Consider the following 25,699-nt stretch of genomic DNA (forward strand, 5'->3'; position numbering starts at 1 on the left):
ATGGCCCTGCCTCCAACCGTCGCGACGCGCGAACCCGAGCCGCTTTCCGAGGGCGCGCGCCCGGCGCCGCGCCGTGTCACGGCCGCCTACATGATGCGGCTGATGACGAGTGGGCGGACCGGCGGACCGCTCGCAATTCCGCCCGAGGCCACCGGCACCGTCGCCGAGATTCTTCGCGCCGCGCAGGGAATGGCGGGGAACCAGGCGATCGCCGGCTTGCTGACCGATCTGCCCGCGCCGCCGGAACCCACGGAACTTCCGCCCGCGCCGGGTCCCGAAGGCGAGCATGCCGAGCTACGCCCGCCCGATCCGGACGCTCCCGCGCCGGCGGACCCGGCGGGGACCGTGGACGATGCGCCGCCCGCCACCGGCCCCGAGGCACCCCCGCATGAGGCGGGCGGCGCGATCGCGCCTCCCGGTGCGCCTGCGGCTCGGGCTGGGCCGAGCGGCGGCGGCGGGGCGGTAGCGCCTGTCGCGCCCACGGCAGTAGCGGTCGCCGCGAGCGCGTCCGCGACTGCCTCGGCGATGCCGCACCCGCCGGCGCTCGCCACCGCCAGTGCGGTTCCAGCGCCAGCCAGGCCGCCGCGATCGCGGGCACCGGCGGCACGACGCATTCCCGGTCCGCCTCCCATTCCCAAGGTCGAACCGAGCTTCGCCAACCTGCCCGATCCGATCGTGCCCGCCACCCAGCGCATCGAGGCGGTCGCCAACCGCCTGCTCCCCGAGCAGAGCCTGCCCACGGTCGAGGCGAGCCCGGGTGGGCACATGCCGGTCGTCGCGGAGCCCGATCGCCCGATCACGGCGGCCGATCGGCGAATGATCGTGCTCGGCGAAGATGCGATGAATCGCGCCGGCCTGACGCGCGAGGGAGATCCGCCCGGACCGGGCGAGGAAAATGGGGGCGAGACGCGCACGCGGCTGCTCGCGCTGCGCGCGCAATTGCTTGCCGAGCCGACGACCGCCGCCGACGGCACCGTCACCACGGCCGTGACCCCGCCGGTGGTTACCGTCTCCACCCCGCCGATGCCCGAGCCGGACGTCACCATCGCCGAGCAGCAATTGTTCGCTGCAGTGCTGGCGCGAACCATGGTCGACACCGAGGATGCCGGCGACGACATTCTGCACGCGATCAAGCAGGACATGGCCGACTATCCCGGCGGCGCCCTCAACACGACCCAGTATCCCGCGCTCGATAATCTCGGCCGGGACCAACTGCCGGCGATGACGACGCGGGTCACCGACCGCGTCAACGCAACCGCGCGGATCATGGGGGCGGCAGGAGCCGTGCTCGACAACGCCGTTGCGGCGCGCCGGACCGAGCTCGCGAACGCGCTGAGCGGAGCTAGCGCGACTGCCACCACCGATGCGACGACCGCCGCCACGGCCGCCGCGACGACTGCGGACACCCGCCTCGCCGATGCCGCCGCCGCGCGCGCGGCAGCAGAGGAAGCGCGTCGCCGCGCACGCGCTGGCCCGCCGCCCGAGCCGGGGTTCCGCGCAATCGCCGAAGGTTCGGTGGCGCGCATCCAGGCCAAGGTCTCGGAGGCGATCGCTCGCTTCAGGCTGCAGAAGGGTGAGCGCGCGCGCGAACTCGACGGCGCGCGCGATCGCGTGATCGCGGCCTATGAGCTCGCTGTGAGCGCCGACCAGGCCTCGACCGAGCAAGCCAACAATCTCGGCCCCGGCCAGACGCCGCCAAGCGACGCCGCCCAGCTTGCGACCGCCCGGCGCCGCGTGAACGCGGCGATCAACGCCGCGCGCGAATGGAAGGATCGGCGTGTCCGCGCGCTTCGCACCGAAGTCGAGCGGATGAAGGCGTCTGCCAACGCCACCGCCGATGCCAATATCACCGAAGTCGAGAATGAAGGCGCGGCGGCTTTCCGCGCGCTACGCGACTGGGGCGCCACTCAGGAGGGGGCGAGCGAAGCCTGGTGGACCGGCACCGTCACCGACCTCGATCGCTGGGCCGACGCCGCCCATGAGACCGCGACGACCTGGGCCGAGACCGAAGCGCGGCTCGCTCGGCTCGAGATGCAGCGCGACGTCGCTCGGCTGCGGACGCGGATCGAGCGTTCGATTGCCGCCGACGCCGTCAATGCCGAGGGTTTTGCGCGGCTCACCGAAGACCAGAAGCGAGACTTCATCGCCAACATCCTCTCCACTTCACGCGAGCCCAATTTCATCGACCAGCTGTCGGGCAATCTGCGGACCCGCCAGGTCGCCGAGGAGCGGCACGCGATCGAGATCGAGGTCGACCGCCAGCTTCACGGGCTGCCGCGCGGCGAATGGGAAGCAATCGAATTTGCCGCCAAGGCGAAGAATTCGAGCTTCAGCGCGCGCGAGCGTGCCAACGCGATCTACAGCGCCGGCTATGACAAGGTCGGCACCGATGAGGCTACCATCTACGCGCAGCTCGACGGGTTGCGCCCGATCGAGCTCGAAGCCGTCACCAAGTGCTACAATCAGCGCCGCGGAAACGACAACGCGCTCTACAACGACCTCGACGAGGAATTGTCGGGCGACGAATGGCGGCGCGCGCAGGCGCTGATGGAAGGCGACCCGGTCGCCGCAGCGGTAGAGGCGATCCACGATGCGGCCTATGGTCCCGGCACCAACGAGCCGCAGATCATGGCCGCGCTGCGCTCGATCGAGGCGCTGCCCGAGGACCAGCGCGCGGCGGCGCGGACCCGGCTCAATTCGCTCTATTTGGAACGGTATGGGGAATCGGTCGACAGCGTGCTCTCGGGCGATCTGTCGGGGTCCGAGTTAGGTCAGGCGCGCGCGATCGCCACGGGCGACACCACTGCCGCCGAAGCCTATGAGATGGACTATGCGCTGAGCGGAGGCTTCTGGGGTCCGGATGCCTCCGCCGCTACGGCGGTCTATGAGCGCATCCGCACCGAGTCGATGGCGCTGGCGCGCTCCGGCGACTGGACCCCTGCGGAGTTCGAGGCGGAAGTCGCCCGGCGCAATGCTGCGATGGGCGCAAGCTTCGAAGAGCGTTTCGCCAATGTGCCCGCCTATAGCTGGGGCTCGGGCTCGGCGCTCGAGAACGCGGTAGGCTATCGTTTCGCCTTCGATCGCGGCAACCGCGACATGCTCCAGGGCTATGCCACTGGCGACATGGACCGGGTCGATGCCGGGCGGATGGAGGCCGAGCGCCGCAGCACCTATGCCGACGACGAGGTGATGGGCAATGTCGTGCGCGCGCAATATACGCGCGCGCTCGATCGCGCCCAGCTCGAGGAGGGGCCCGAGCGCCGCGCCGGCATCGACGCGACGATCCGGCGCGAGACCGAAGCCGCGCGCCGCGCCGGCACGCCGCTGACCGAGCGCGCGATCATGGACCGGCGCATGGCGCTCCAGCGCGAGATGGACGCTGCCATCTCGGACCGCGCCTTCGATATCTCGCGTACCAGTACCGCTGCCCTCGATCGCCGGCTGACCGATCGCTACGGCATCAGCCTCGACACGATGCTGACGCAGACGATGTCGGACAATACTTTCGGCCGCGGGGGCGCTCTCAGCGACGCGCGCGCGCGCGTGGAGATCATGCGCCGCGACGCCGCCGATCCCGCGGCGCGTCGCGAACGGCGGCTCGACTGGGCCTATGCGCGCGTCGCCTTCGGCATCGAGGGCGTCGGCACCGACACCGGCGAGCTGCGCGGCGGGCTGGAGGGCCTGACGCCCGACGACATGGCCTATCTCGACACCCGCTGGCGGCGAGAGCATGGCAACGAGACGCTGCGCGAGGCGGTCCAGGGCGATACGAGCGGACGCGAGGAGGACGACCTGGTCGACGTGGTCGACCATGGCACGGCGCTCACCACCAAGGATCGCGTCGAAGAACTCCGCCGTCGTCTCGGCCGCGACGAGGCGGGAGTGGGCTGGGCCGGCGCCCGAGCGTCGCGCGCCGAATCACGCGAATCCCGGGCGTCGCTCGAACGGCTCGAGGCGATGTCCGCCGAGCTCGACGATCCGAACCTCTCGACCGAGCGCCGCGCGCATCTGTCGGGAGTGTTCGACCAGCGCGTCGAGAACGCTCGCCTGGCCATCGACGCGCAACGGGCGGCCGTCGACAGCTTCGCGGACAATTTTACCACCATCCTGCAATATGTGATCGGCGCCGTGGCGATCGTGCTCGGCGCGATCCTCGGCGTGGTGACTGGCGGTGCCGCGGTGCCGGCACTGATCGCGATCGCCGGATCGGTGATCGGCACGCTCTCCGGCATGGCCGCCAAGGCCGCGATCAAGGGCAGCGCCTATGGCGCTGAGGAAATCACCACCGATCTGGTCGTCGGCGCGGTCGATCTGGTGGTCACGCTCGCCACCGTCGGCGCATTCAAGGGCGCGGGAACGTGGGCGCGAGAGGGTGGCAAGACGATCCTCGGCGCGGCGCGAGAGGGGCTGCGCACCATGGGCCGTGCTTCGGTACGCGCGACGCTCCGCCAGGTCGCCGGGCGCGGGCTCGCTACGGCGGCTGAACGCGCGGTCGGCCAGGGATTGCGCCCGAGTATCGGCCAGCGTGCCGCCGCCTTCGGACGCGCCTTCGTCGTCGACCAGGCGCGCGATCTGGTTACCGGCATTCCCGCAGCGATGGCGGGCGCGGTGATGAACGAGCAGAATTGGCGCCACGGCAATTTGATCGGCAACATCGCGCACGGCACCTGGGAGGCGAGCCTCGAGAATCTCAAGAACGGGATGGTGATGGGGCTCGGTGGCCATGTCGTGCACGCCGGCGTGGGCCGGTTCATGCACGTCGAGCATCGGGCGATGACTCCGGTCGAGGCACGCGCGCGGGAATATCGCTCGTTCCGTGCCGAGAATCCCAACGGCACCCATGCCGATTTCGTCGCGCGCATGGAGGCGGAGGCAGCCGCGGCTTCGAACAACGCCGACGCGGTCCGGGCTGCGACTCGCGAGGCCCGGCGCGAGCTATTGGGCGCGATCCCGCCGGCCGAGCGCCGGGCCATCTCCGACGTGCCGATCCTCCATGTCGGCGAAGCGCAGTTCCGCGCGCTCAACGGTGGTAATTTCGGCGACGCGATGGTCTATGTCCACGACGGCCAGGCAGTGGTGGTAGTCCGCGAAGGGGCGCCGCTCGCGGCTTTGCGCGGCATCGGCGCGGAGGTGCGCCAAGTAGTCGCGCCCGGGACTGGCGGGCGTACGGTCAATCCCGTCGACTCGCTGCCGGCGCGGCTCCGCAACCGGGTCGAGGTCGAAGTAGTCAACGACTCCTCGTTCGGTCCCGACGAAGTGCGCGCGGTGCCGCAACGCGACCGTGCCGGCAACATCATCGGAGTCGCGCTGCAGATCGGGCCGAACGCGCGGGCGGCCGATATCCAGAACCATGTCGGGACGATCGACGCGATGCGCCGCTATGCCGGCGCGGCGGGGCGCGCGCGACTGCTGCTCAACGATCTCGGCAGGGCGATTGGCTTCGACCTGGTCTCGCCGCGTGATCGTGGCCATTGGGAAGCGATGCTCGAAGTCGCCAAGCTCCCCCGCATCATCGAGGATCGGATGACGCGGTTGTCGGAACAAGGTCTCGATCCGCGTCGCCGTGCGCTGGTAATGGAGGAGATCGCCGGACTCGAGCGCCAACTGTCGCAGGAGCGCGAGCGGCTCGCTCTGGGCGCCGATGCCCAGGAGCGTGGCTATGTCGCGGCGAAGTCAACCAAGCGGCCGCCCGCTGCCCCGGCTGCGCCCGAGCCGGACATGCGCGAACGCCTCCGAGGCCAGGAAATCCTGACCGAGCTCAGCGGGATCGAACCGGGCCTGCTTGTTCATGAACGTGCGTTCGCCCAGCTCGAGGCCGCGCCCGAGAATGCGATGCATGCGATCCAGACCAATATCGAGATGCTGACCGCGCGTCGGGGCGACGCGCCGCCCCCCGCCAAGCTCGCTGAAATTCTCGAGTTGATTCAAGGCAGAGATCTTACCGGGGCCAGTGCGCGACTCGCCGAATGGCTCGCGACCAAGCCGGCGACGCCACCGCCCGAGCTGCTGCGCGAGATGCACCCGACCGATCGCGCAATGTACGAGCGCTTTGATCTGCTGCGCAGATTGCAGGGAGAATATGAAACCGGACAGGCGCGGTTCGTCGCGGAACGCGATGCTTTTCTCGAACGTATCGAGCCGCTGCGCCAGCAGGTCGACGCGTTGCGGGCCGAGCTCGACTCGCTTCGTATGTTCAACGGCATCGCGCTGCACCCGGCGCTGCCGGACCCGGTCGCGGGGCTGCTCTATCGCCCGGACGCCCGAACGTTGGAGGCGCAGCAGGCGCACCTGAACGGATATCTGGCGGAGGTCCGGCTAGCCAATCACATAGCGCACCAGGATCTCGGCATCGTCATCGATTATGGCCACGCGGTCGGCGTCAACTATGCCGATGTGATTTCTATCGATTCGACGACCGGCCGCGTGACGCTTTGGGACTCGAAGTACCGCGGTGAAGGCAGCGCGGCGCGACATTCGGAGACCTTCACCGATGCGCGGCGGCTCACCTCCGCGCGCAATCAGGCGCTGGACCTGCTCAATGGCTCGTCGCATGGGCTCACCCCCGAAATCCGTGCCAAGGCAATCGATTTCCTGACGAACTGGGACTTCGAGGCGACGACGTCGCATACGAATGGCGGACCTTTCCGCCATGAGACGATCAACGTAAGAAAAGATCCGACGAAGCCATGATGAGCACCCCCAGATTCGATCCGATCGCAATTGCTGAACGTGCCCGAGGCGCGCGCGGAAGCTTTCCCGATGAACAGGACTTGCCCAAATTCGGGCCGGCAGGCCTGGTTCAGGCGGCGACCGTGACGATTTCGGCGGTGGCGGAGGCCTGGCTTGTCGGTGAGGAGAACGATCTGACCGTCGCGCTGGAACGGGGGCTGCGCTGGGCGGAAACCGCAATAGCCGAGGGGCTCGCCTATGGTGGCGACGCATTGTTGTTCTCGGTCGGTCTTAAACGCGCGCGCGCGGTGGGGATGTGGATGCGCCGCGATGTCCTCGATCGGGGGGCGTGGCACGAAGCCGGGGAGGCGAGCGCCGCGCTTTGGCGTCGTGAACGTGACGATCGGCCGCTGCTTTCCCCGCTTTACGATGTGCTGATCGATCTCGCGCTGGCGGGTGAAGCCGAAGCTGCTCTGGCGCTAGGCGAATCCGTGGAACCCGACCCGGCGTCGCGTGCGATCCTCGCTATTCTCGCGTGCACTGATGCCGCACAACGGGCCCGATACGTGTACGACTTCCTCTCGCAATGGCTGCCGCAATGGCTCGGCTATCTGCCGTCTCCGAATATTGCCGCTGTTCTCGCCTTCGGATTCGGTGACCAGCCTTGGGCGCTGTCGTCGGCAAGCATCCCTAACCTCGTCTACTCGGTCGTGCCTTCTCTGCCGGTGCCCCCCCGGTTCAAGGGCGGCGCGACGGCGAGCATCGGCTTTCCGCTTCCGACGGACCCGGCGCGATCGTTCCGCAAGCTCGGCCTGCTGCTCGCCGCGCTAGGCCTCGCGCGAGATCCCGACGCGGAGGTGCAGCCTTTATTGCCACACTTCGCGTCATGGACGCGACATCCGGCGCTGGACCTCGAAGTCGACTGGCACGCCCCCGAGCCCGGAACCGCCTGGATCGAAATCCGGGGCGAGGGTGCGGAACGGCTTGCTCGAGCGTTTGGCGATGCCCTGGAAGGAAAGGTGGCGCCCGACCCGCAAGCGGCGCTCGCCGAGCTGCTGACGGTCCCGCCCACGATCCGCTCGACCGCCAATGGGCACGTTCGGTGGGAGATACTCACCACGACCCTCAGCGCGATGCCCGCGGCGGATCGTACCACGATCCTTCCTCTGGTCGCGGCGGGTCTGGCGGACACGGACTGGCGTGTGCGGATGGTCGCGATTTGGGGCGTAGGGGTGCTGGAACTAGAAAGCCTCGCCACGGCGGCGGCGAGAGCGCCGCTCCCGCCGCTCGAAGAGGCGGGCCTGAACGCTGACGATCGCCGCACGCTGCTGGCGCTGCGCGATGCTGCGGTGCTCAAGGCAGGCGGCCGGCAGCCCCAAGCCGTTACCCGTGAAGGTTCGGGCCCGGGTGGAGCGCGTCGTGTGGCATTTGTCCAACGCATCGTCGCACTGCTCGGTCCATTGCCGATCGTCCCACACGATCGCCACGCGGCTCTGATCGCCGCCGTGCTGCGGCAACCCGGACTCGACGAAAAGGCAATCCCGCGCGCGTGGCGGAGCTGGATCGGGAGCGGTTGAATCGGCCGAAGGCCTCTCAGAGATACCTTCGATTGCGTCGGCTGTGCGCCCTCCTTTCGGCCGTTCACCCGCGTTTGAGCGAATCCCGCAAACGGACATTGGAGCGGGCCACCGATGGGGGTCGCCGGTATGTCCAAGTCGAACCTTCGCTATCGAATGGCCAACATAATCGCCGTCACGGACTCAGGCGGCGCGACGAGCACGGGAAGTGGTTTCGATGCGACGCGAGCAGCTTGGCGCGTCGCATCCGTGATGATGACCTCCCGCACGGCCGCGCGCGGCACGGCGATCGTCAGCGCGCGCGAAAAAGGCCCGGGGTTCATGTGGACCAGCACCAATGTCCCGCCATCCGGCGCCATCGCCCCCACGGTATCAGCATCGTCCACTGGGACGAGTCGATAGCCAGGGCGGATATACCGGCTGAATACGGCCATCGCCCAATATTTTGCCGTGATGTGGATCGGATGCGGTGCGTCCGGCGCCGCGCGCAGGTCCATCTTGATGAGGCCCCAATTGGAGCCTCCCGCGCCACCCTTCGCGCTGATCGTCTCGATCGCCTGCCAGAAGACCCAGGCGGAAGGCTCGAGACGCTTGAGATCTTGGATCACATGCTCGGCGAAGGCGAGCGCCGAGGGCATGCCGTCGAAATCCTCCGGCTCCTTTTCCAGCGGCGTGTCGTTCTCGCTCATCCACAGGCGAATACCCGACACCCGGGCGATATCGCGCACCGCGGTCTGGTGGACCGTGCCGTAGCTGTGGACGTTAAGCTGGCCGATACGGGCGCGCGTCGCGGGCGGATAATCCGCCCAATCGCGCACGAAGAGGTGCGAATTGGTCTCGTCGGGCGCGGCGATCGTCGTCGCGAGTCCCTGATCCTCCAGGGCCGCCGCGACGGCGTCAATCATCGTCGCCTGCCGCGCGGGGCTCCAATGCGAGCCTTCCTGCGTATTCGCGGCGAACCAATAATCGGTATTCGGCTCGTTGACCGGCGACAGGGTCCTGAAGGTGATATGATGGCGCCGCTGTAATTCGCTGACTACCCGTGCGAGATAGGCAGCGAACTTGCCTTCCTGCCCAGGGCGCAAATTGTCTTCGGTTCCCTTTTTCGAGCCCGAAACGCGACCGCTGACCGTCATGAACCAGGGTGGCGAGTTCGAAAATGCCTCGAAGATCGGGGCGCGGACCCGCATCCGGATCGCGTCCAGCCACCAGCGCTGATTGGCATCGGCCGACCAGTCCCACATCGCCGGGTCATCGGGTCTCCACCAATCCTGGCTAGTCGCGTTTTCGGGCCGTCGCCAGAACCCGGACACGGCGGCGCCCGGGCGCAAATAGGGCGGCGTACCGGCGGCATTGCCGCCGCCGATATTGTAGCGCGCGATCGTCCAGCCGAGCCCGTCAGGTCCATAAAGGAGGTCCGCGAGCCGTTCGCGCGTCGCGTCGGGATAGCCGCCGGTGACCTCGGCGAACCACGCCAGCGCAGTGCCCCAGCCCTCAAAGAGCGGCCCCGGGCGGTCGATTGCCGGACGGATCGTGATCGCGACCTGGCTTGGCTCGGCGTGGAGCGGCGCCGTGGCAAGCCCCATGGCGGCGATGGTCCCGCCGATCACGCCAGACCACCGGGGTTGCCGCCGGGCCATGCCCATCGACGCGCAGCCGATCAAGCCGCATAGAGCAACCATCAGGAAGTGCGGCACCCTGATCATCTGGGAGATTTGGCTCCATTACCCGAGATGCATTTCATCGCTGTCACCGGAGATGCGCACTATCGGCGAATTTGAGCTGAGAGGTGAACTCGTAGCGGCCGGGGCGGCAGACCCGACGGAGGCCGGGTAGCACGAGTTCCGCATTTGTGTTCGCGGGTACCTCAAGCCGTAAGACGATGCGGCCGCCGTTGTGGACCCACTCCAGCCGAATCGGGCCCGAAGCGCTGCGGAGCGACACGCCTGCGGATCCGATGCGCGGATCGAAGGCCGGTGCGATCCGGAAGCGTCTGAAGCCGGGCGCAACGGGTTCGACTCCGCCCACCCGACGGTACAGGAACGAGCAGACGGCGCCGAAGGCATAGTGATTGAACGAGTTCATCGACACGTCGCCGACGTCGCTGTTCCAGCGTTCCCAGGTCGTCGTGGCGCCGCGCCGCACCATATAGCCCCAGGAGGGATAGTCGGAGCGCAGCAACAGGTCGAAGGCGAGGGTGGTCTCGCCGATATCGACGAGTGCATCGAGCGCGAGCGGCGTGCCGAGGAATCCTGTCGAGAGCAGGGTGCCGCGTCGCCTTATGTCTGCGGCCAGCCTGCGCCCGGCGGCAACGCGGAGCGCCTTCGGCACCAGATCGAGGCGCAATGCGAGGACGTAGCCGGTGTGGCTGCCGTTGCCGACAATGCCGTCAGCGGCGACGAAGACCCGGGCAAAGGCTGCTCGCGTGGTCTCGGCGCGGCGACGCCAGATCGATGCGTCGGCTTCCCGGCCCGTCCACGCCGCCATGCGCGCCATCTGATCGAGCGAGCGCGCCAGCATGGCGGTCGCGATCAACGGCTTCGGGGTCGTCTCGTCGCCCGGCTGCTTCGCGTCGAGCGCCAGCCAGTCGCCCAAATCTGCGCCGCGCCCTTCCTTCCAGAGCCCGTCAGGATTGGCGGTGAGGATGCCATCGAGATAGGCGGTCATCGCCGCCCAATTATCGTCGACCACCGCCGCGTCGCCATTATGGAGAAAGCTGACGTACGGCAGCATGACGCCCGCATCTGCCCATCCAGGGGTCGACGTGGACGATCCCCACCCAAGCCCCTTGGACGAAGGCGACCACATCGGATAGGCGCCGTTCGCAGCCTGATCGGCGCGCAGCATGCGCGTGAAGGATCGCGTGAAGCCGCCCACATCCATGTTGAAGGCGGCGGTATCCCAGAAGACTTGGGCATCGCCCGTCCAGCCAAGCCGCTCGTCGCGCTGCGGGCAATCGGTGGCGTTGCCTCGGAAATTCGACCGCTGGCTCCACAAGGTGTTGAGCCATAGCTTCTGGATGGTGGGCTCCGCGATCGTGAAGGTGCCGATCTCCGGCAAGTCGCTGGAGATCACGACGCCTTCGATCATGTCCGGACGCAATTCGGCGAGGCCCTCGACCTCGGCGTAACGAAAGCCTTGAAAAGTGAAGACGGGCTCGAGCGTCTCCTTCGGCTCGCCGGCCAGGATGTAGCGATCCTCCGCGCGCGCCACGCGCAGGTTGCGGCGGTCGAGCGTTCCGTCGGCGGTCAGGATTTCGGCATGCTTGACGGTCACTAGGCCCCCGCGTTCGCCCGGTACGGTCAGGCGCACGCGGCCCGCGAAATTCTGCCCGAAATCGACGAGGTGCGTGCGCGGCCCGATCCGGCGGATCGCCAGCGGCGGCACGATGCGCGTGGCCCGGATCGGCTGCGCCAGCGGCGGGACCAACTGCGCGACGGGAGCGGGCGCCGGCCAGGCGCGATCCCAGGCGCCGTCGTTGAAACCGGGGGCGGACCAGCCCTGCGGCCAATCGCGGTGATCATGATCCTCGCCGGCATAGATTTCCGACAAAGTGATTGGCGATTGCCGATGGCGCCACTCGGCGTCCGTCACGATCCTGTCCACGGCGCCGTCGGCGGCTTGCGCCTCGATCATCAGCCGCACGCGGCGCGGGGCGGGGCCATAGGCCCAGCGGCCGTCAGGCGCCTGATAGCTCGCGTAGAAGCCGTCGCCGGCGAGCACTCCGACGACATTGTCACCCGCCCGCAGCAACGGTGCGACGTCATAGGTGCGATACGGAATGTGCTCGCGATATTCGGCGGGTTCGCACTGGAGCTCGTCGTCGCCGACCCTTTGGCCGTTGATCCAGATCCGGTAGCCTGCGAACGCCGCCACGTAGAGCCGTGCCGTGCGTGGAGCGGCGCCCAGCCGAAATGCCCGGCGCAACAGCCGCGCGGGCGTGGGCGGCCATGGAAAGTGACTCTGGTCCACGCGCTCTGGCGCACGTGTCCATGTGTTGTTCGGACCCGCGACCTGCCAACCGTCGACAATGCGCCGGGGCGTGCCGTCGATCTGCGGCGCGCGAAGCTGCGCCGCGAGCGCCGCCAACGCCTTGCTGCCCTCGGGACGGGCTGCGACTTCGGCCACCAGCACATGCTCGCCCGCTGCGAGCGAGAGGGGGAAAGTCGCCGCCGGCGGTCCGCCATAGGCATCCGCGTGCCAGGACGGCACCTCCACCGGCCGGCCGTCGAGCGTTAGCCCGACGAGCTTGCTCGCGGTATGGATAGTCAACCGCCCCTCGCCGGTGCCGCTCGGGAAGGAGAGGCGAAACCGGCCGGGACGCTGCGCATCCGGCGTCTGCGCGACAACCCAGCGCGGCTCGGCGAGGCGATCGTCGCGCTCCGGCGCGCTCTCCACCGCCAGCCATTCACCCGTCCAATCCGCTGGCAGCAGCAACCCCATTTCCCAGACCGCCGGCTCGCTCCACTCGGACTCGGCGCCGTCGGGGGCCCAGAGCTTCACTTGCCAATGGCAGCGCAGGCGCGAGCGCATCGCCCGGCCGGCGTAAGGCACGCCCGTAGAGACGGCGCTTTCGACGCGCCCGCTATCCCAGAGATCGGCAGTTCCCGACGCCAGCATCGCACGATCGCTCGCGACGCGAATGCGCCAGGCAGCCTGAAAAGTTCCCGCGGGCCCGATCACCTGCCAGGAAAGCATGGGCTGCGCATCACCGATCCCCAGCGGATTCCGCAGTGTAGCGACGCGCAGGTTCTCAGCCCGCAGCCGAGCCGCCGCCGTGCGGGCGTGCGCGCCGGGCACCGCCAGCCAGCCGGCGCCGAACCCGCTCCCGGCCAGCAACGTGCGGCGATCGATCAGGGGCATGGGTCGTCAATCCTCGACTATCGCCACGCCCCAAGGTGACAGCGGGACGGCATCGCCGCTGCCCAGTTTGCGCCCGGTGATGAGTTCGGTTCCCCGCGCGACTTCCGGCGTGAACGTCGCCGGCCGGGCCGAATAGTTCAGGACATAGCGAACGCGGTGCCCGTTCTTCAGGGTGCCGCCGCGCACGATCAGCGGGAAGCGCGTGGTGCCGACCGGGACTTCGGCGCGGCGCGCGGCATCGGCGAGCAGCTCCTCGATCAAGGTGTCGCCCGGCATAAACCCGACATAAGTCACTTCGCCCTTGCCGTAGCGGTTGCGCGTGATGGCGGCGTCGGCGGGCCAAGAGGGGTGGCGATAGCGCGCCAGCACCGTCGCGGTCGTCGGCTTCAGCATCTCCATCCACCAACGCACCTTCAGCGTTTCGGGATCGGCCGGCGCGCCCGCGCGAAACGGGTCGGCGTCGAGCGTCACGTCGCGCGGGGGCGTGTACATTTGATAAGTCACGCCTGCCGCCTCGGCGATTCCGCCCGGCTGTGCGGCGTAGCGCACCTGCGTGTTCTCGTCGGAGAAGCCGCTCTTGAAGGTGTAGACGACGTGGCCGCCGGCGCGGGCAAAGGCGTTGAGCCGCGCGAGCTCGGCGTCGCTGGCCGCATAGAGCGCGGGCACGACAATCAATTTGTAGCGATCGAGGGGAGTCTTCGAGTCAGGCGAAAGGATGTCGGCTTCGATGTTCTGTCGGTAGAGCGCGTCGTAGAAGGGGCGGAGCACTTCGTTGTAGCTGATGCTCTGACCGTCGGCGTTGATCCGGAACGAATCGAAGGCGCTCTGCGCGCGGTTGCTGACATAGACTGCAACCTGGTTTCGCTTGGTCATGTCGACCAGTTTCGGCCCGAGCCGCTTGAAGTCCGCGCCGATGCCCGTGGCTTCGTCATAGAGCGCGTTGGGTTTGTAGTCCTGCCCCAGCAATCCGCGCCAATAGGTCTCGACGGCGTTGGCGGTCGTCGCCCAGTGCCAATATTCGACCAGATGGGCGCCGGAGGCGAGGTGGCTGAACGCCTGGAGCCGCAGCTGGCCGGGGAAGGGCGTCCATTCGGGGAAGCCCTGCGCCTGCGTCTCGAGCACCAGATAGTTCTGGCCATCGCGCATCGAACGGGTGAGGTCGCCGCCAAAGGCGATCTCGGCGCCGGTCAGCCGCTCCTGGCTAGGGTGGTAGATGTCGATTCCCGCGATATCGAGTGGGCGGGCGGCGAGCCAGTGGTTCACTTCGGGTTGCACGCCATAGGAATGGCCGCGCCAGCCGAGATCGAAATTCTGGGTGATGAACTGGTCGGGCCGGGCACGGGCGCGGACGAGGCCAGCCTGCCAGGTCAGGAACTCGGTGACGAGGCCGCGCTGGAACTCGGCGAACGCATTGGCGACGCTCGCGTTCATGGTGCCTTTGGTGGACGGGAAGTCTTCCCAGCGATTGATCCGGTTGCTCCAGTAATCGAGGCCCCATGCCTTGTTCAGCGCGTCGAGATTGGGCCATTTCGCCTTCATCGCGGCGACGAAGGCCGCCTGGATGTTGGGACCGCTGGTGCCATAGGCCTTGGTCTCGTTGTCGACCTGATAGCCGATGACGGCAGGGTGATCTTTCACATGATCGATCAACGCGACGATCACGCGCTCGGCCGCGGCGCGATAGTTGGGATCGGTGATGTCCATGTTCTGGCGGTAGCCGAACTCGGCGCGGCCATTGGGGCGAGTGACGAGGACATTGGGATGCCGGCGCGCGAGCCAGGTCGGGATGGCATAAGTCGGCGTGCCGACGATCACCTTGATGCCGTGGCGGTGCATCGCCGCCAGCATCCGGTCGACATGGGTGAAATCGAACACGCCGGGTTGCCTCTCCAGCGTCCCCCAGGTCGATTCGGCGATCCGCACCACGCTGATATTCGCGGCTTGCATCAGCCGCGCATCTTCCTCGACGCGGTCTACGGGCGTGTATTCGTCGTAATAAGCGACGCCATAGAGGATCGTGTCGGGAAGTTTCGGCGCCGCCGCGGTGCCGGGCGCCGCGGCCAGTAGGGCCGATGCGAGCAGGGCGCGCGTGATCTTCTTCACCGATTGGTCTCCCCGGTTCGTCGGAGCGTCAGGTTTCGTTCCCCGATCGACGGCGCGCAGCCATTGGTTGTCGCGGTCGGCACCTCTCCGTTATTAAGTAAGACAATATAGCGAGGGAGGGACCGGTCAAGTCTGAGTGGGCGGACGCGGACAGCAGCCTAGCCGCGTGCCGCGTGCCCGTTGCCCTTCGCTGTTGCGGCCGCGCGGCGGGTTTCTTCCTCGATCGCTACTTCGGTGTCGATTTGGGCCTGCCGGACGAGCACCGCGGTCGCCTCGCGCGCCGCCGGCGCATCGCTGTTGGCGATCGCTTCGAACAATGCCTGGTGCTGAGGCATCGGATCGCTGGGTTTCTTGGTGCTGCGATATTTGAAGAAGGTGGTCCAATGAACCGCGGCCGATATGCTGGCCGAGAGGCTGACCAGTAGCTCGTTGCCGGTCGCCTCGAGGATGAGCGCGTGGAAGCGTTGATCGGCGGCGCGACCGAGCTCGTCTGCCAGCCCATACCGGGCCATTTCTTCGAGCGCATGCCCCATGCGTGACAGCTGGCGCGCGCTTCGCCCCAGCGCCGCCAGCTCGGCCGCCGAGGGCTCGACGATCATGCGCAGCTGGAACAGGCTGTGTACGAAGGGAAGGGGCGGGGCGCCCTCGAACATCCAGCCGAGCATTTCCGGATCAAGCATGTTCCAGAATTGGCGATCGCGGACCTTGGTTCCCGCCTTCGGCTTGCTCTCGACCAGGCCCTTGGCGGACAGCATCCGCAGCGATTCGCGTATCACGCTGCGCGACACGCCGAACTTCTCGGCCAGCTCGACTTCGCCGGGGAGAATGGTGCCGGGCCCGTTGCAGCCCGTGACGATCGAGACGCCGAGCTGCTGTGCCAGAGAAATATGGGCAGGTCGCCCGCGCTTGCCCGCCGTCATGTCACCCTCCCGAGGAGCGCGAACTTAGGCCTGCAGACGCCACCGCGGCAACCCCGACGTTACGGAAACGCGCGCTTTTGTCAGGCAAGAGGAGCTGCTGAGCAGCAACAATGGGACATGCCCACCTTGTCTGACAATAATGGGGAAGAGGCGGGCGGGATTTGATCCTCGTGGCGCGTGCGTCGCGCAGTCGGTCGGCTCACCCTGGGGTACGTCGGCGCCCTAGTGCTTGCCGGTGAGTTCGTCGAAGAGGCGGCGGGCCGCCCCTTCGACCAGGCAAGCAATTAGAAACGGAACCGGGCGCCTACACCAAAATAGCGACCCTCGTCACGAATATCGCGCGGATAATAACGATCTTCCGCATATTGCGCGTAGTTGTTGAAAGGTTTTGCCAGAATATTGGCGACATCCAAAGTAAGAGTAACCGCCTCGATTGGCGTATAGTTGAACGAGAAATCCAGGCGGTTGATATTTTCGGTTCCCTCGCCCAGGTAAACTCCCTGGGCGTTGACGAAATTACCGTTCAGGAAAGACGCGCGGTTGTTCAAGGAGAGGCGTGAAGATATTTTGCCCTTCTCAAAGAACAGGGCCATATTGTACGTCCACTTCGACAATCCCGGGATCTTGACGAAGGGAGGTTCTGCGTTGGAGCCTGTTACACTGGCAAACAGGTTCGCAGGGTACTGCTGCTCACCGTCGAGATAGGTCACGTTCGCCTGCACGCCAAAGCCGCTGAGGATGCCGGGCAGGAAGTCGAGGAAGGTCTGACCGCCAACCTCGACGCCCTTGATCCTGCCTGCCCCGGCGTTTTCGGGCCGGTTGATCTCGATGAGGCCGTACACGGGATCGAGCGTACGATTGACGTAGTTCGCGATGAAGCCGTTCAGATCGCGGTAGAATACCGCTGCACTCAACGAGGCGGTCGGCGAGAAGTAATATTCGACCGTGGCGTCGTAGTTGGTCGAGGTGAGGGGCTGCAGGTCCGGGTTGCCCCCACTGCCATAGGCATTGGGGCGCCCCTGAAGCCCGAGTGCGAAGCGCGTGTCCGGAACGATGCCGCCGGGAGGAATGGTGGCGGTGTTCTGGGAAATCGATATCGCCGGATTGAGCTGCCCGAATTCAGGCTTGGTCCGGGTCTTCGTCACGCCGAAGCGGAGCTGCAGCTTGTCGTCCGGGCGGATGCGGAGACTGAAGTTCGGAAGCACGTCGACATAGTTCGCCCTTGTCACACGCGGCTCGCTACGGGTGACGCCATCAAAGGTGACGCTCGACAAACCGCTGTATCGGCCCACGGTGTTGACCACGCGAGCGCCGATCAAACCGTCCACGCGGAAGCTGCCTAAATTGAATTCGTATTTGGTCTGGCCATAGAATGCATATGTCTGCTCTTCCGCGAAAAAGGCGGCGCGTGGATCCAGCTGGACGGTGGGGGTCGAAAAGCGGGCAAGCGCATCGCGGTAGCCCGCATCATTGGGATTGGCCGCAACGATCTGCTGCAGCGCCTGATAGGCGAACTGCCGCAGCTCGGGTGCGTTGCCGGCAATGCCCTCACGTGATGGCATCAGCCAGCTGGTGAAGCCCTGGTTGCCGCGGAACGCGTCCGGCGTGAGCTCGAGTGCACCTGCCGGAGTGTTCGCAAGAGGAATGTTGAGCGACTCAGTATATGCGTAGCGGTTCCCGCGCTTGAGCGATGCGTCGCGATCGGTCCACCGCACGCCGAACTGGAATTTCGGCAGGAACGAGATGTCCGTGTCGAGGTCGAGATCGCCCCGCCATTGCCACCCCTTGCCCTTCACGCGGTAGATACTCTCATAATAGCCACGCCAGCGATAATTGGCTGGATTTTCGACGTCGAAGCCCTTGAAATCCCATGACACGCCATTGTCGACAAAGAATTGGACCTCGGCTGTCGGAGAGCTGAACAGCGAGGAGTCGAAGCTCCATTCGTCCGAGCTATATTCGCTTCGCGTATAAGCGAGATCGGTCGATAATTTGGCGCGGCCGACATTCCATTTGATGCCGCCCGCAGCCTGATAGGTGTTGGTGAAGGCGGAATTGGTGCTGCGATACGCTTCGGGGCGGAAGCCGCCGACCTTGGTGAGGCTCTCTACCTGATCGGGCTTGCCCTCACGCAAGACGATGTCGGTCAGCGTCGGATTGCCGTCGATCAACGGTGTGCGCCACCAATCGTTGGCGCCGCGCCCGCGATAGCCCTGGTAGAGGAAGTCGTAATAGATTTCGAGATTGGGGGAGGGCCTCCACTGGACGCTGGCATTGACCGCCGGGCGCCAGCGCTTGCCGCTGTCATTATACACACCAACCGCCCCGGGGATGCGGAAATCGCGGCCGACGGACGCAGGCTGGATCGTCGTACCGGCGCTGGGGCCGGTGATCCAACCGTCTCCCCAGCGCACCGCATTGCGATATTGCGCCTGGCTGTAGGAGGCATTCACCAGCACGCCGATCTCGCCGATGGCGCTATCTGCGCGGGCGCTGATCAGAATGTTCCCAAGGGGGTCGTACTTGCCGCTCTGATCATTGTACGTGCCGCGAATGCCGCCGGCGACGACGAAACTCTCGGTGAAGTCGAACGGACGGCGCGAGCGCACATTGATGAGGCCCGCGAGACCGGGTTCGAGCAGGTCCGCCGTGCCAGACTTGTAGACCTCCAGGCCAGCCAACGCGCCGGCAGGGAAATCCTGCAGCTGGGAACGCCGAAGCTCGGCCGTGAAGATGTCGCGGCCGTTGAATGTGGTTGCGACATCGGGGAGACCTCGAACCAGAACCTGGCTCACTTCGTCGCTGAAGCGATTCACCTGCACTCCGGTAACGCGTGCAAGCGATTCCGCCGCCGTGTTGTCGGGAAGCTTGCCGATGTCCTGGGCGACGATCGCGTCCAGGATCGCATCGGAATTACGCTTGATTGCCTGCGCGCTCCCGAGGCTGGCCCGATAACCGGTCACCACGATGTCGCGGGGATCGGTCTCTGCGCCGTCGCCGGGAGCCTTCTCGCTTTGCTCTTCCGCAGCAGGGTCGTCCTGCGTCGTCGGTGTGACTGCGGTCTGAGAATATGCAGGAAGCGCCATCAGCGCCAACGGCGCAACCGAAACATAAAGCGCAAGCCATTTCATATTAGTCCCCTCTCCTGAGTCGTGCCGATTGTGGCATCTCGTTAGTATTATTTGTCTGACAAACATTGCGCTCACGTCAAGAGCATTTCTCAAAGGGGCCGCTGCCTAAGGGAAATTTCTCTTACGAGCCGATAAATTGTCAGGCAAAAGGTCGGCATATCGCCATGCCCCTCCAGCTCCGCGGCCTGCTTCACAAGCTCGCCGGTTCTGCCGGGATGTTCGAGAAGGCGGAGCTCGAGACCAAGGCCGCAGACCCGGAGGACGCGCTCGAACTCTGCCCGCGGGAGCGCCCGGCAAGGGTTCGCGAGACTATCGAGGCGCTCACTGAGGCCACCTGATCGGCGGCCTTGTCCTTTGCGCGAATCGGTTCTTGCCGGCCGGCTACCCGATGCCTTTGTTCAGGCGCCCGGCATCGCCGCGGCGCGTCGCAGTCGAGGGGCGAAGAACAGCGGTATCGCCTGCGCGATGCGAGCGCCGCAAGCGACGAGGCGTGCATGTCATCCCGCCAAGTCGCCGCCGCATCGATTGAACGGCGGGTCGGGCAAATGTTAAATCGGTCCTCAGGAAAACGATCGGGCTCCAGCGATGCTCAGGAGGCCGACGAAAGGGAGGAAGCCATGAAAAAGCTCCAGAATCCGCTGCGCCTGCTCCTTCTCGGTGCCGCGCCGGCCGCGTTGATGCTGCCGAACTACGCAGCTGCGCAGACCGCCGCCGACACCCGGGCAACGCAAGACACCGATGCGGCGCAGCGGTCGGAACCGGACGTTGCAGCGCAGGCCCCCGAATATACCGATGGCGAAGAGATCGTCGTGGTCGGCACGGCCGGCGGCGGGACACGGCGGCAAGACGCGGCCTTTGCGGTTACCACCCTTTCCAGCGAAGCGATCGCGCGCGCCGCGCCCAACAGCACCGCGGATCTGCTGCGGACCGTCCCGGGCGTGATGGCGGAGAGCTCCGGCGGGCAGAACGGCGCGAACATCTTCGTGCGCGGCTATCCTTCCGGCGGCGACGCGCAGTTCGTCACCTTCCAGCTCGCCGGCGTGCCGATCTTCCCGCCGCCGACCCTGTCGTTCCTCGAGAATTCGCAGCTGATCCGTCTCGATGAGACCGTGCAGCGGGTCGAGGCGGTGCGCGGCGGCACGGGTTCGCTCTTCTCCAACGGCCAGCCTGGGCTCACCGTCAACGTCGTGCCGCGGACGGGAGGCAGCGTATTCCACGGGCTCGGCAAGATATCCTATACCGATTTCGGCGAGATCCGCGGCGACGCCTGGATCTCGGGACCGCTCAATGAAGATACCGGCTTCATGATCGGCGGCTATTACGCCCAGGGCAACGGCGTCCGCGATCCGCAATACCGCGCCGAGAAGGGCGGGCAGGTCACCGCCAACGTCCATCACGATTTCGGCAATCGCGGCTCGGTCGAGATCTATGCCCGCTACCTCAACGATCATGGCCAGTGGCTGCTGCCGATCCCGATCGTCCAGAACGGTAGCGAGATCAGCGAATATCCGGGCTTCGACGCCGGCACCGGGGCGCTTCCCGGGCGCGAGACGCGCGTCACGACCAATCTGGCCGGCCGTACCGTCGACCTCGCCGACGGGCGCGGCGCCGACGTGTTCAACACCGGCATCAACTTCGACTATGAGGTCGCCGACGGCTTCCGGCTGCGCGAGCGCCTCAGCTATCTCGGCGGCAATGCCGATACGGTCGGGTTGGTACCGGCCGAGGCGCCGGTCGCGGCTTCGGACATGGCGGTGACGCTGGGCGGCGCAGGCTCCACGGTCGCGAGCCTCGGCTATGTCAATGGCGGCGGCGCGCTCGCGGCGACCACACCGGTGATGCGCGCCGGTGTCTGGGAGGTCCGCAAGAAGATATCCTCCTTCGTTGCCGATACCGGCTTCGAATGGACCGCCGGCCCGAACAAGCTGACCGGCGGCTTCTATTACGCCAACTACACCTCGCGCGACAGCTGGTCGCTCGGCAACCAGATGTTGCTCACCGGCGAGCCCAATGCGCGGCTGCTCAACATGACGTTGAACGGCGGTCGGACGGCCACGCTCAACGGCTTCACCAGCGGGCCGGGCTTCATCGTCGACGGCCGATATGACGGCAGCGACTATGCTTTCTACGCAGTCGACGAATTCCAGATCACGCCCGAGCTGCGCGTCGACGGTGGCCTGCGCTGGCAGCGGCACACGGTGAGCGGAACGATCCGCACGCCGGGTGGGGCCGTCGATCTCGATGGCAATGCCAGCACGCTCTACGACAATTCGGTCTCGGTGTTCGGCGGTCCGCGCCGGATCGACTATTCGGATTCGGCCTGGTCGTGGACCGCGGGCGTCAACTATGACGTTACGCGCCAGATCGGTCTGTTCGCGCGCTACAGCCGGGGCAATAGTTTCCCGCAGTTCGACAATCTGCGCGACGCTTCGGACGCGGACATCGCGAACGACACCGGCCTCGCCGTCACCGCCGAGGTCGAAACCTATGAAGGCGGGCTCAAGATCTCGACGCCGCTGGTCAACCTGTACGCCACGCTGTTCCACAACAAGTTCGACGGGCTCGCGACCACGCAGCTCGTCAACAACGTGCCGCTCAGCCAGATCGGCGGCGCCAAGGCCACCGGCGTCGAACTCGAGGGCGCGATCCGGCCTTTCCCCGGCTTCAGCCTGTCTGGCGCGGCCACCTGGCTCGACAGCACGTACGAGGATTTCTTCACGGGAGGCGGCACGATCGACAACACGGGCAACCGCGTCCAGCGCCAGCCGCGCTGGGCATGGCGCGTGACGCCGGCCTATGAAGTCGATCTCGGCAGCGTGAAGCCTTCGGTCTTCGCGACGCTGCAATATACCGGCGATCGCTTCTCGGACGTGGAGAACAACCAGCTGCTGCCGTATTTCTACCAGCTCGATGCCGGCGTCTCGGTCGATGTCGCCGAGCGGGTAAAGCTTCAGGTGACCGGCAACAACCTGACCAACGAGATCGGCCTCACCGAAGGCAATCCGCGCATCATCGGCTCGCAGGGATCGGGGCCGATCCTGGCACGGCCGATCCTCGGACGGTCGTTCCGCTTCAGCGCGGCCTTCAGCTTCTGATCGCAGTTCGACCCCGAAAGCGATTATCCGGCGCAGGTGAAGCAGCCGGAAATTCTCGCCTTTGCCGACTCTTGCGCCAGACTTCGCATAAATCGCTCAGGCCGCCGCTTTTGCGACAAGCTGCCGGAAACGGGCGGCGCAGTTGCGTCTCGTCGCCTTTACAAGGCGCCGCCTGCCTCTAGCCTAAATCATATAAATGAGACGTGAGCGGAAGGCGATCGCGTGATCGCGGCCGGCACCAGGGGGGCGATGCAAAAGGGAGAGAATGATGAAGATGTCGCTCAAGGCATGCTTGCTTGTAAGTGCGTTGACGATCTCCACACCGACATTGGCGCAGCAAAGTGCACCACCCGCTTCCGGGTCGCCCGGAGACGCGGCCACCACATCTCAAGAATCCGCCGCGGGGACTGAAACGACGCAAACAACGCCCCAAGGCGAAGAAATCGTAGTGACCGGCATCCGCAGCAGCCTCGCCTCCTCCGCCCGGATCAAGCGTGAGGCCCAGCAGATCGTCGACACGATTTCGGCCGAGGATGTCGGCAAGTTCCCCGACGCGAACATCGCCGAATCGCTCCAGCGCATCACCGGCGTCGCCATCGATCGTTCGGGCGGCGAGGGCCAGTTCATCACGGTCCGCGGGCTGGGGCCGGAATTCAACACGGTGCTGGTCAACGGCCGTGTGATGGCGACGGACAATCCGGGTAGGGAGTTCTCGTTCGACGTGCTGTCGTCGAACATGATCCAGCGCACCGACGTCTACAAATCCAGCGTGCCCGAGCTGCAGGAAGGCGGCATCGGCGCCACCGTGAACATCGTCACCGCCCGTCCGCTGGAGGGACGCAGCGGCTTCCACGTCGCCGCGTCGGCCGGCGGCATCTATGATACGCTGCGCGAGAAGGTGAGTCCCGATCTGTCGGCGGTCGCCTCCTTCACCAACGCGGAAAAGACGATCGGCATCGTGCTGGCGGGGTCCTATACCGATCGCTACAGCCAGCTCGATTATGTGCGCACCGAAGGCTGGCTGTTCGGGCCGCAGCGGACAGTGGACGGAACGGCGGATTCGACCGGACTGACGCCCGGTGCGATCGTCACCACGCCCGGCGAGGTGCATACGCCGCAAAATGTCCAGTTCGCCCGTCAGTTGGACCGTCGGCGCCGCATCAACGTCTCCGGCACCTTCCAGGCGGAGCTGGCCGACAATCTGCTGCTGACCGTCGACGGCATCTATTCCAAGTTCGACGTGTTCAGCGATCGCAACATCTTCGCGAACTTCTTCTCCGCGCCCTATATCGGCATGGAAGTGGACGAACAGGGCACCGTCACCGGTTTCAATCGCCCCGGGCAGCAATTCCTCGCCGCCAATCCGGCGCTGGCCGATGCGGTGTCGCTCTCCCAGAACGACAATATCGTCAATCCCAGCGACCGGCTGACCACGACCTATCAGATCGGCGGCAATCTCAGATGGCGGCCGAGCGAGGATGTAGAGGTACGGCTCGATGCCTCGACCACCCGCGCGAAGCAGCGCGCCCCGGGGATGTTCGTTGTCGTGGGCTCGCTGGCGCAGACCAGTCCGCGCTTCGACTTGAACAAGGGCAATGACCTGCCGATCGTGTCCAATTCGGGCAACATCACCGATCCGTCGCTGATGCGCGCGCATTTCACTGCCGCCGACGACAATCGCGTAGAGGATGAGGGCTCCGAATATCACCTCGACACCGAATTCAAGGTGCATGACAGCCCATTGCAGGCGGTCCGGATCGGCTTCTCTTATTCCGATCGCAGCAAGCTTCGCCGGTCGCAGAACAACCAGGACGGCAACTGCGCCTATTGCGGGTACGAGATCCCGATGGACACGTCGCTGCTCGAGCCCTTCAAGCTCGACAATTTCCTGTCGGGCGTGTCGGGCAGCGAGAATGTGCCCGCGCAATTCTTCACTTATGATCCCCGCGCGGTAATCGCCTTCCTCTCCGATCCGGCGAACCTCGCCCGGCCCCGGCAAGGACGAAATGCGGCGGAGCAGGCCGCCGAAGCGGCGCGCCTGCTGGCATTGCCGGGCGGTCCCTATGGCGTGCGCGAGAATCTGGGCAGCCGGCTGGATGTCCAGGAAGAAGTGTTGGCCGGTTATATCGCCATGCAGTTCGGCGGAACGAACTGGTCGGGGAATGCCGGCATCCGCGTCGTCCGCACGCAGACGATGTCGCGCGGATTTGCCCTGCCGGTAGTGAACATCACCAACACGCCCGGCGACGACACGCTGCAATATCAATATGGCGATTCCACGCCGGTCTCGGTCCGCAACAGCTATGTCAACGCGCTGCCCTCGGCTAACCTCAAGGTGAACCTGACCGACAAATTGATCGCGCGCGCGGCCTTTTCGCAGACGGTGACTCGCCCGACGCTTACCGATCTGGGCGTCGACAATTCGTTCGGCGGGCGCGTGTCGGTGCCCTTGTCGAGCGGCGGCAATCCGGCGCTGCAACCGTTCAAGTCGACCAATTACGATCTGTCGCTGGAATGGTATCTGTCACCGGTCAGTTATCTGAGCATCGGCGGCTTCTACAAGACTCTGAGCGACTTCCTCGAGCTCCAGACGCTGCCGGTCGAGCGGTTCGGGCGGGTGTTCCAGGATACCCGCACGCGCAACGGCCAGACGGGCTATATCCGCGGGATCGAGGTCGGCGGCCAATATTCGTTCGATTTCCTGGGCGGTTTCGCCTCGGGCTTCGGCGTGGCCGGCAACTATACTTACGTCGACAGCAAGGCCAATCGCGACACGACGCTGTCGGATTATGATTGCGGCTATAACGGCCTTTCGCCCCATTCGGCGAACGGCAGCGTGTTCTACGAGAAATTCGGCCTGGCGGCGCGCGTTTCGTACAATTGGCGCTCGGACTATCTGCGGGCCTGCCGCTCGGACCAGGCGCGTCCGCGAAACCGGTCGGCTTATGGCCAGCTCGATTTCAATCTGGGCTATGATGTGACGCCGAACTTCCAGCTCTATGTTCAGGGCGTCAACGTCACCAAGGCGCGGGTGGACGAGTGGTCGGCCATCGAGGATCGCTTCCTGATGCTTCAGGATACCGGCGCGCGGTACAATTTCGGCGTCCGCGCGACATTCTGACCTGCTTTGCCTCGCTGCGCCGGGAGCGCAGCGAGGCATCGCCTCTCGGCATCACCCAAGTGAGGGAACGGTTACGTCCAGCTTGTATGGCGTCGAACGCTGCAAATCCGCCTTCACTCACCTCGATGTGATCTCTTCGGTTGCGGCAGCTTCGCTCCAGTCCCGCCATTCGGCGCCGCCCGGGAAATTCCCAGAGCGCCCATTCATTCAGCCGCGAACC

At 66.0% G+C, this 25,699-nt stretch carries 10 protein-coding genes; 5 read left to right on the forward strand and 5 right to left on the reverse strand.

Annotation, left to right across the window (positions count from 1 at the left end; genetic code table 11):
* On the forward strand, positions 1 to 6,690 hold the full coding sequence (locus ASE13_RS05610) for a hypothetical protein (protein ID WP_056612533.1): 6,690 nt from the start codon (positions 1 to 3) through the stop codon (positions 6,688 to 6,690).
* Positions 6,687 to 8,246 (forward strand): HEAT repeat domain-containing protein, encoded by a 1,560-nt coding sequence (locus tag ASE13_RS05615; RefSeq protein ID WP_156404746.1) that lies wholly within the window; start codon positions 6,687 to 6,689, stop codon positions 8,244 to 8,246. Before ASE13_RS05610 ends, ASE13_RS05615 begins: the two co-directional genes overlap by 4 nt.
* A gap of 149 nt (positions 8,247 to 8,395) precedes the next feature.
* Here ASE13_RS05615 and ASE13_RS05620 read toward each other — a convergent pair whose 3' ends face one another.
* The 5 genes from ASE13_RS05620 to ASE13_RS05640 all read right to left on the reverse strand — a co-directional run bounded on the left by ASE13_RS05620 (position 8,396) and on the right by ASE13_RS05640 (position 19,263).
* Positions 8,396 to 9,856, reverse strand: coding sequence for a glycoside hydrolase (locus ASE13_RS05620; protein ID WP_235536855.1), 1,461 nt, complete (start codon positions 9,854 to 9,856; stop codon positions 8,396 to 8,398).
* Positions 9,857 to 9,995: 139 nt separating this feature from the next.
* Positions 9,996 to 13,109, reverse strand: coding sequence for an alpha-L-rhamnosidase (locus ASE13_RS05625; RefSeq protein WP_082596387.1), 3,114 nt, complete (start codon positions 13,107 to 13,109; stop codon positions 9,996 to 9,998).
* 6 nt (positions 13,110 to 13,115) lie between these two features.
* Positions 13,116 to 15,212 (reverse strand): beta-galactosidase, encoded by a 2,097-nt coding sequence (locus ASE13_RS05630; protein WP_235536856.1) that lies wholly within the window; start codon positions 15,210 to 15,212, stop codon positions 13,116 to 13,118.
* Between the two features lie 158 nt (positions 15,213 to 15,370).
* Positions 15,371 to 16,132 (reverse strand): FadR/GntR family transcriptional regulator, encoded by a 762-nt coding sequence (locus ASE13_RS05635; RefSeq protein WP_056612537.1) that lies wholly within the window; start codon positions 16,130 to 16,132, stop codon positions 15,371 to 15,373.
* A gap of 284 nt (positions 16,133 to 16,416) precedes the next feature.
* Positions 16,417 to 19,263 carry a TonB-dependent receptor gene (locus ASE13_RS05640; RefSeq protein ID WP_056612539.1) on the reverse strand — a complete coding sequence of 949 codons (2,847 nt, stop codon included), beginning with the start codon at positions 19,261 to 19,263 and terminating at the stop codon, positions 16,417 to 16,419.
* Positions 19,264 to 19,427: 164 nt separating this feature from the next.
* Here ASE13_RS05640 and ASE13_RS19740 point away from each other — a divergent pair, with 164 nt between their 5' ends.
* The 3 genes from ASE13_RS19740 (at position 19,428) to ASE13_RS05650 (ending at position 25,479) form a co-directional block, all read left to right on the forward strand.
* Positions 19,428 to 19,601: an Hpt domain-containing protein gene (locus ASE13_RS19740; RefSeq protein ID WP_156404747.1), complete on the forward strand. Its 174-nt coding sequence runs from the start codon at positions 19,428 to 19,430 to the stop codon at positions 19,599 to 19,601.
* Between the two features lie 279 nt (positions 19,602 to 19,880).
* Positions 19,881 to 22,358 carry a TonB-dependent receptor gene (locus ASE13_RS05645; protein ID WP_056612540.1) on the forward strand — a complete coding sequence of 826 codons (2,478 nt, stop codon included), beginning with the start codon at positions 19,881 to 19,883 and terminating at the stop codon, positions 22,356 to 22,358.
* A gap of 448 nt (positions 22,359 to 22,806) precedes the next feature.
* The gene (locus tag ASE13_RS05650) at positions 22,807 to 25,479 is read left to right on the forward strand and encodes a TonB-dependent receptor (protein WP_056612542.1); all 2,673 of its coding nucleotides are present in this window, start codon (positions 22,807 to 22,809) and stop codon (positions 25,477 to 25,479) included.
* Positions 25,480 to 25,699 lie beyond the last annotated feature (220 nt).

This window comes from Sphingomonas sp. Root241 (genome assembly GCF_001428865.1).
Classification (GTDB): Bacteria; Pseudomonadota; Alphaproteobacteria; order Sphingomonadales; family Sphingomonadaceae; genus Sphingomonas.

Excerpts from the sequence above, each read along its gene's own strand:
- ASE13_RS05610 (WP_056612533.1), top strand. The coding sequence starts at position 1 with ATGGCCCTGCCTCCAACCGTCGCGACGCGCGAACCCGAGCCGCTTTCC.
- ASE13_RS05615 (WP_156404746.1), top strand. The coding sequence starts at position 6,687 with ATGATGAGCACCCCCAGATTCGATCCGATCGCAATTGCTGAACGTGCC.
- ASE13_RS05625 (WP_082596387.1), bottom strand. The coding sequence starts at position 13,109 with ATGCCCCTGATCGATCGCCGCACGTTGCTGGCCGGGAGCGGGTTCGGC.
- ASE13_RS05635 (WP_056612537.1), bottom strand. The coding sequence starts at position 16,132 with ATGACGGCGGGCAAGCGCGGGCGACCTGCCCATATTTCTCTGGCACAG.
- ASE13_RS05640 (WP_056612539.1), bottom strand. The coding sequence starts at position 19,263 with ATGAAATGGCTTGCGCTTTATGTTTCGGTTGCGCCGTTGGCGCTGATG.
- ASE13_RS19740 (WP_156404747.1), top strand. The coding sequence starts at position 19,428 with ATGCCCCTCCAGCTCCGCGGCCTGCTTCACAAGCTCGCCGGTTCTGCC.
- ASE13_RS05645 (WP_056612540.1), top strand. The coding sequence starts at position 19,881 with ATGAAAAAGCTCCAGAATCCGCTGCGCCTGCTCCTTCTCGGTGCCGCG.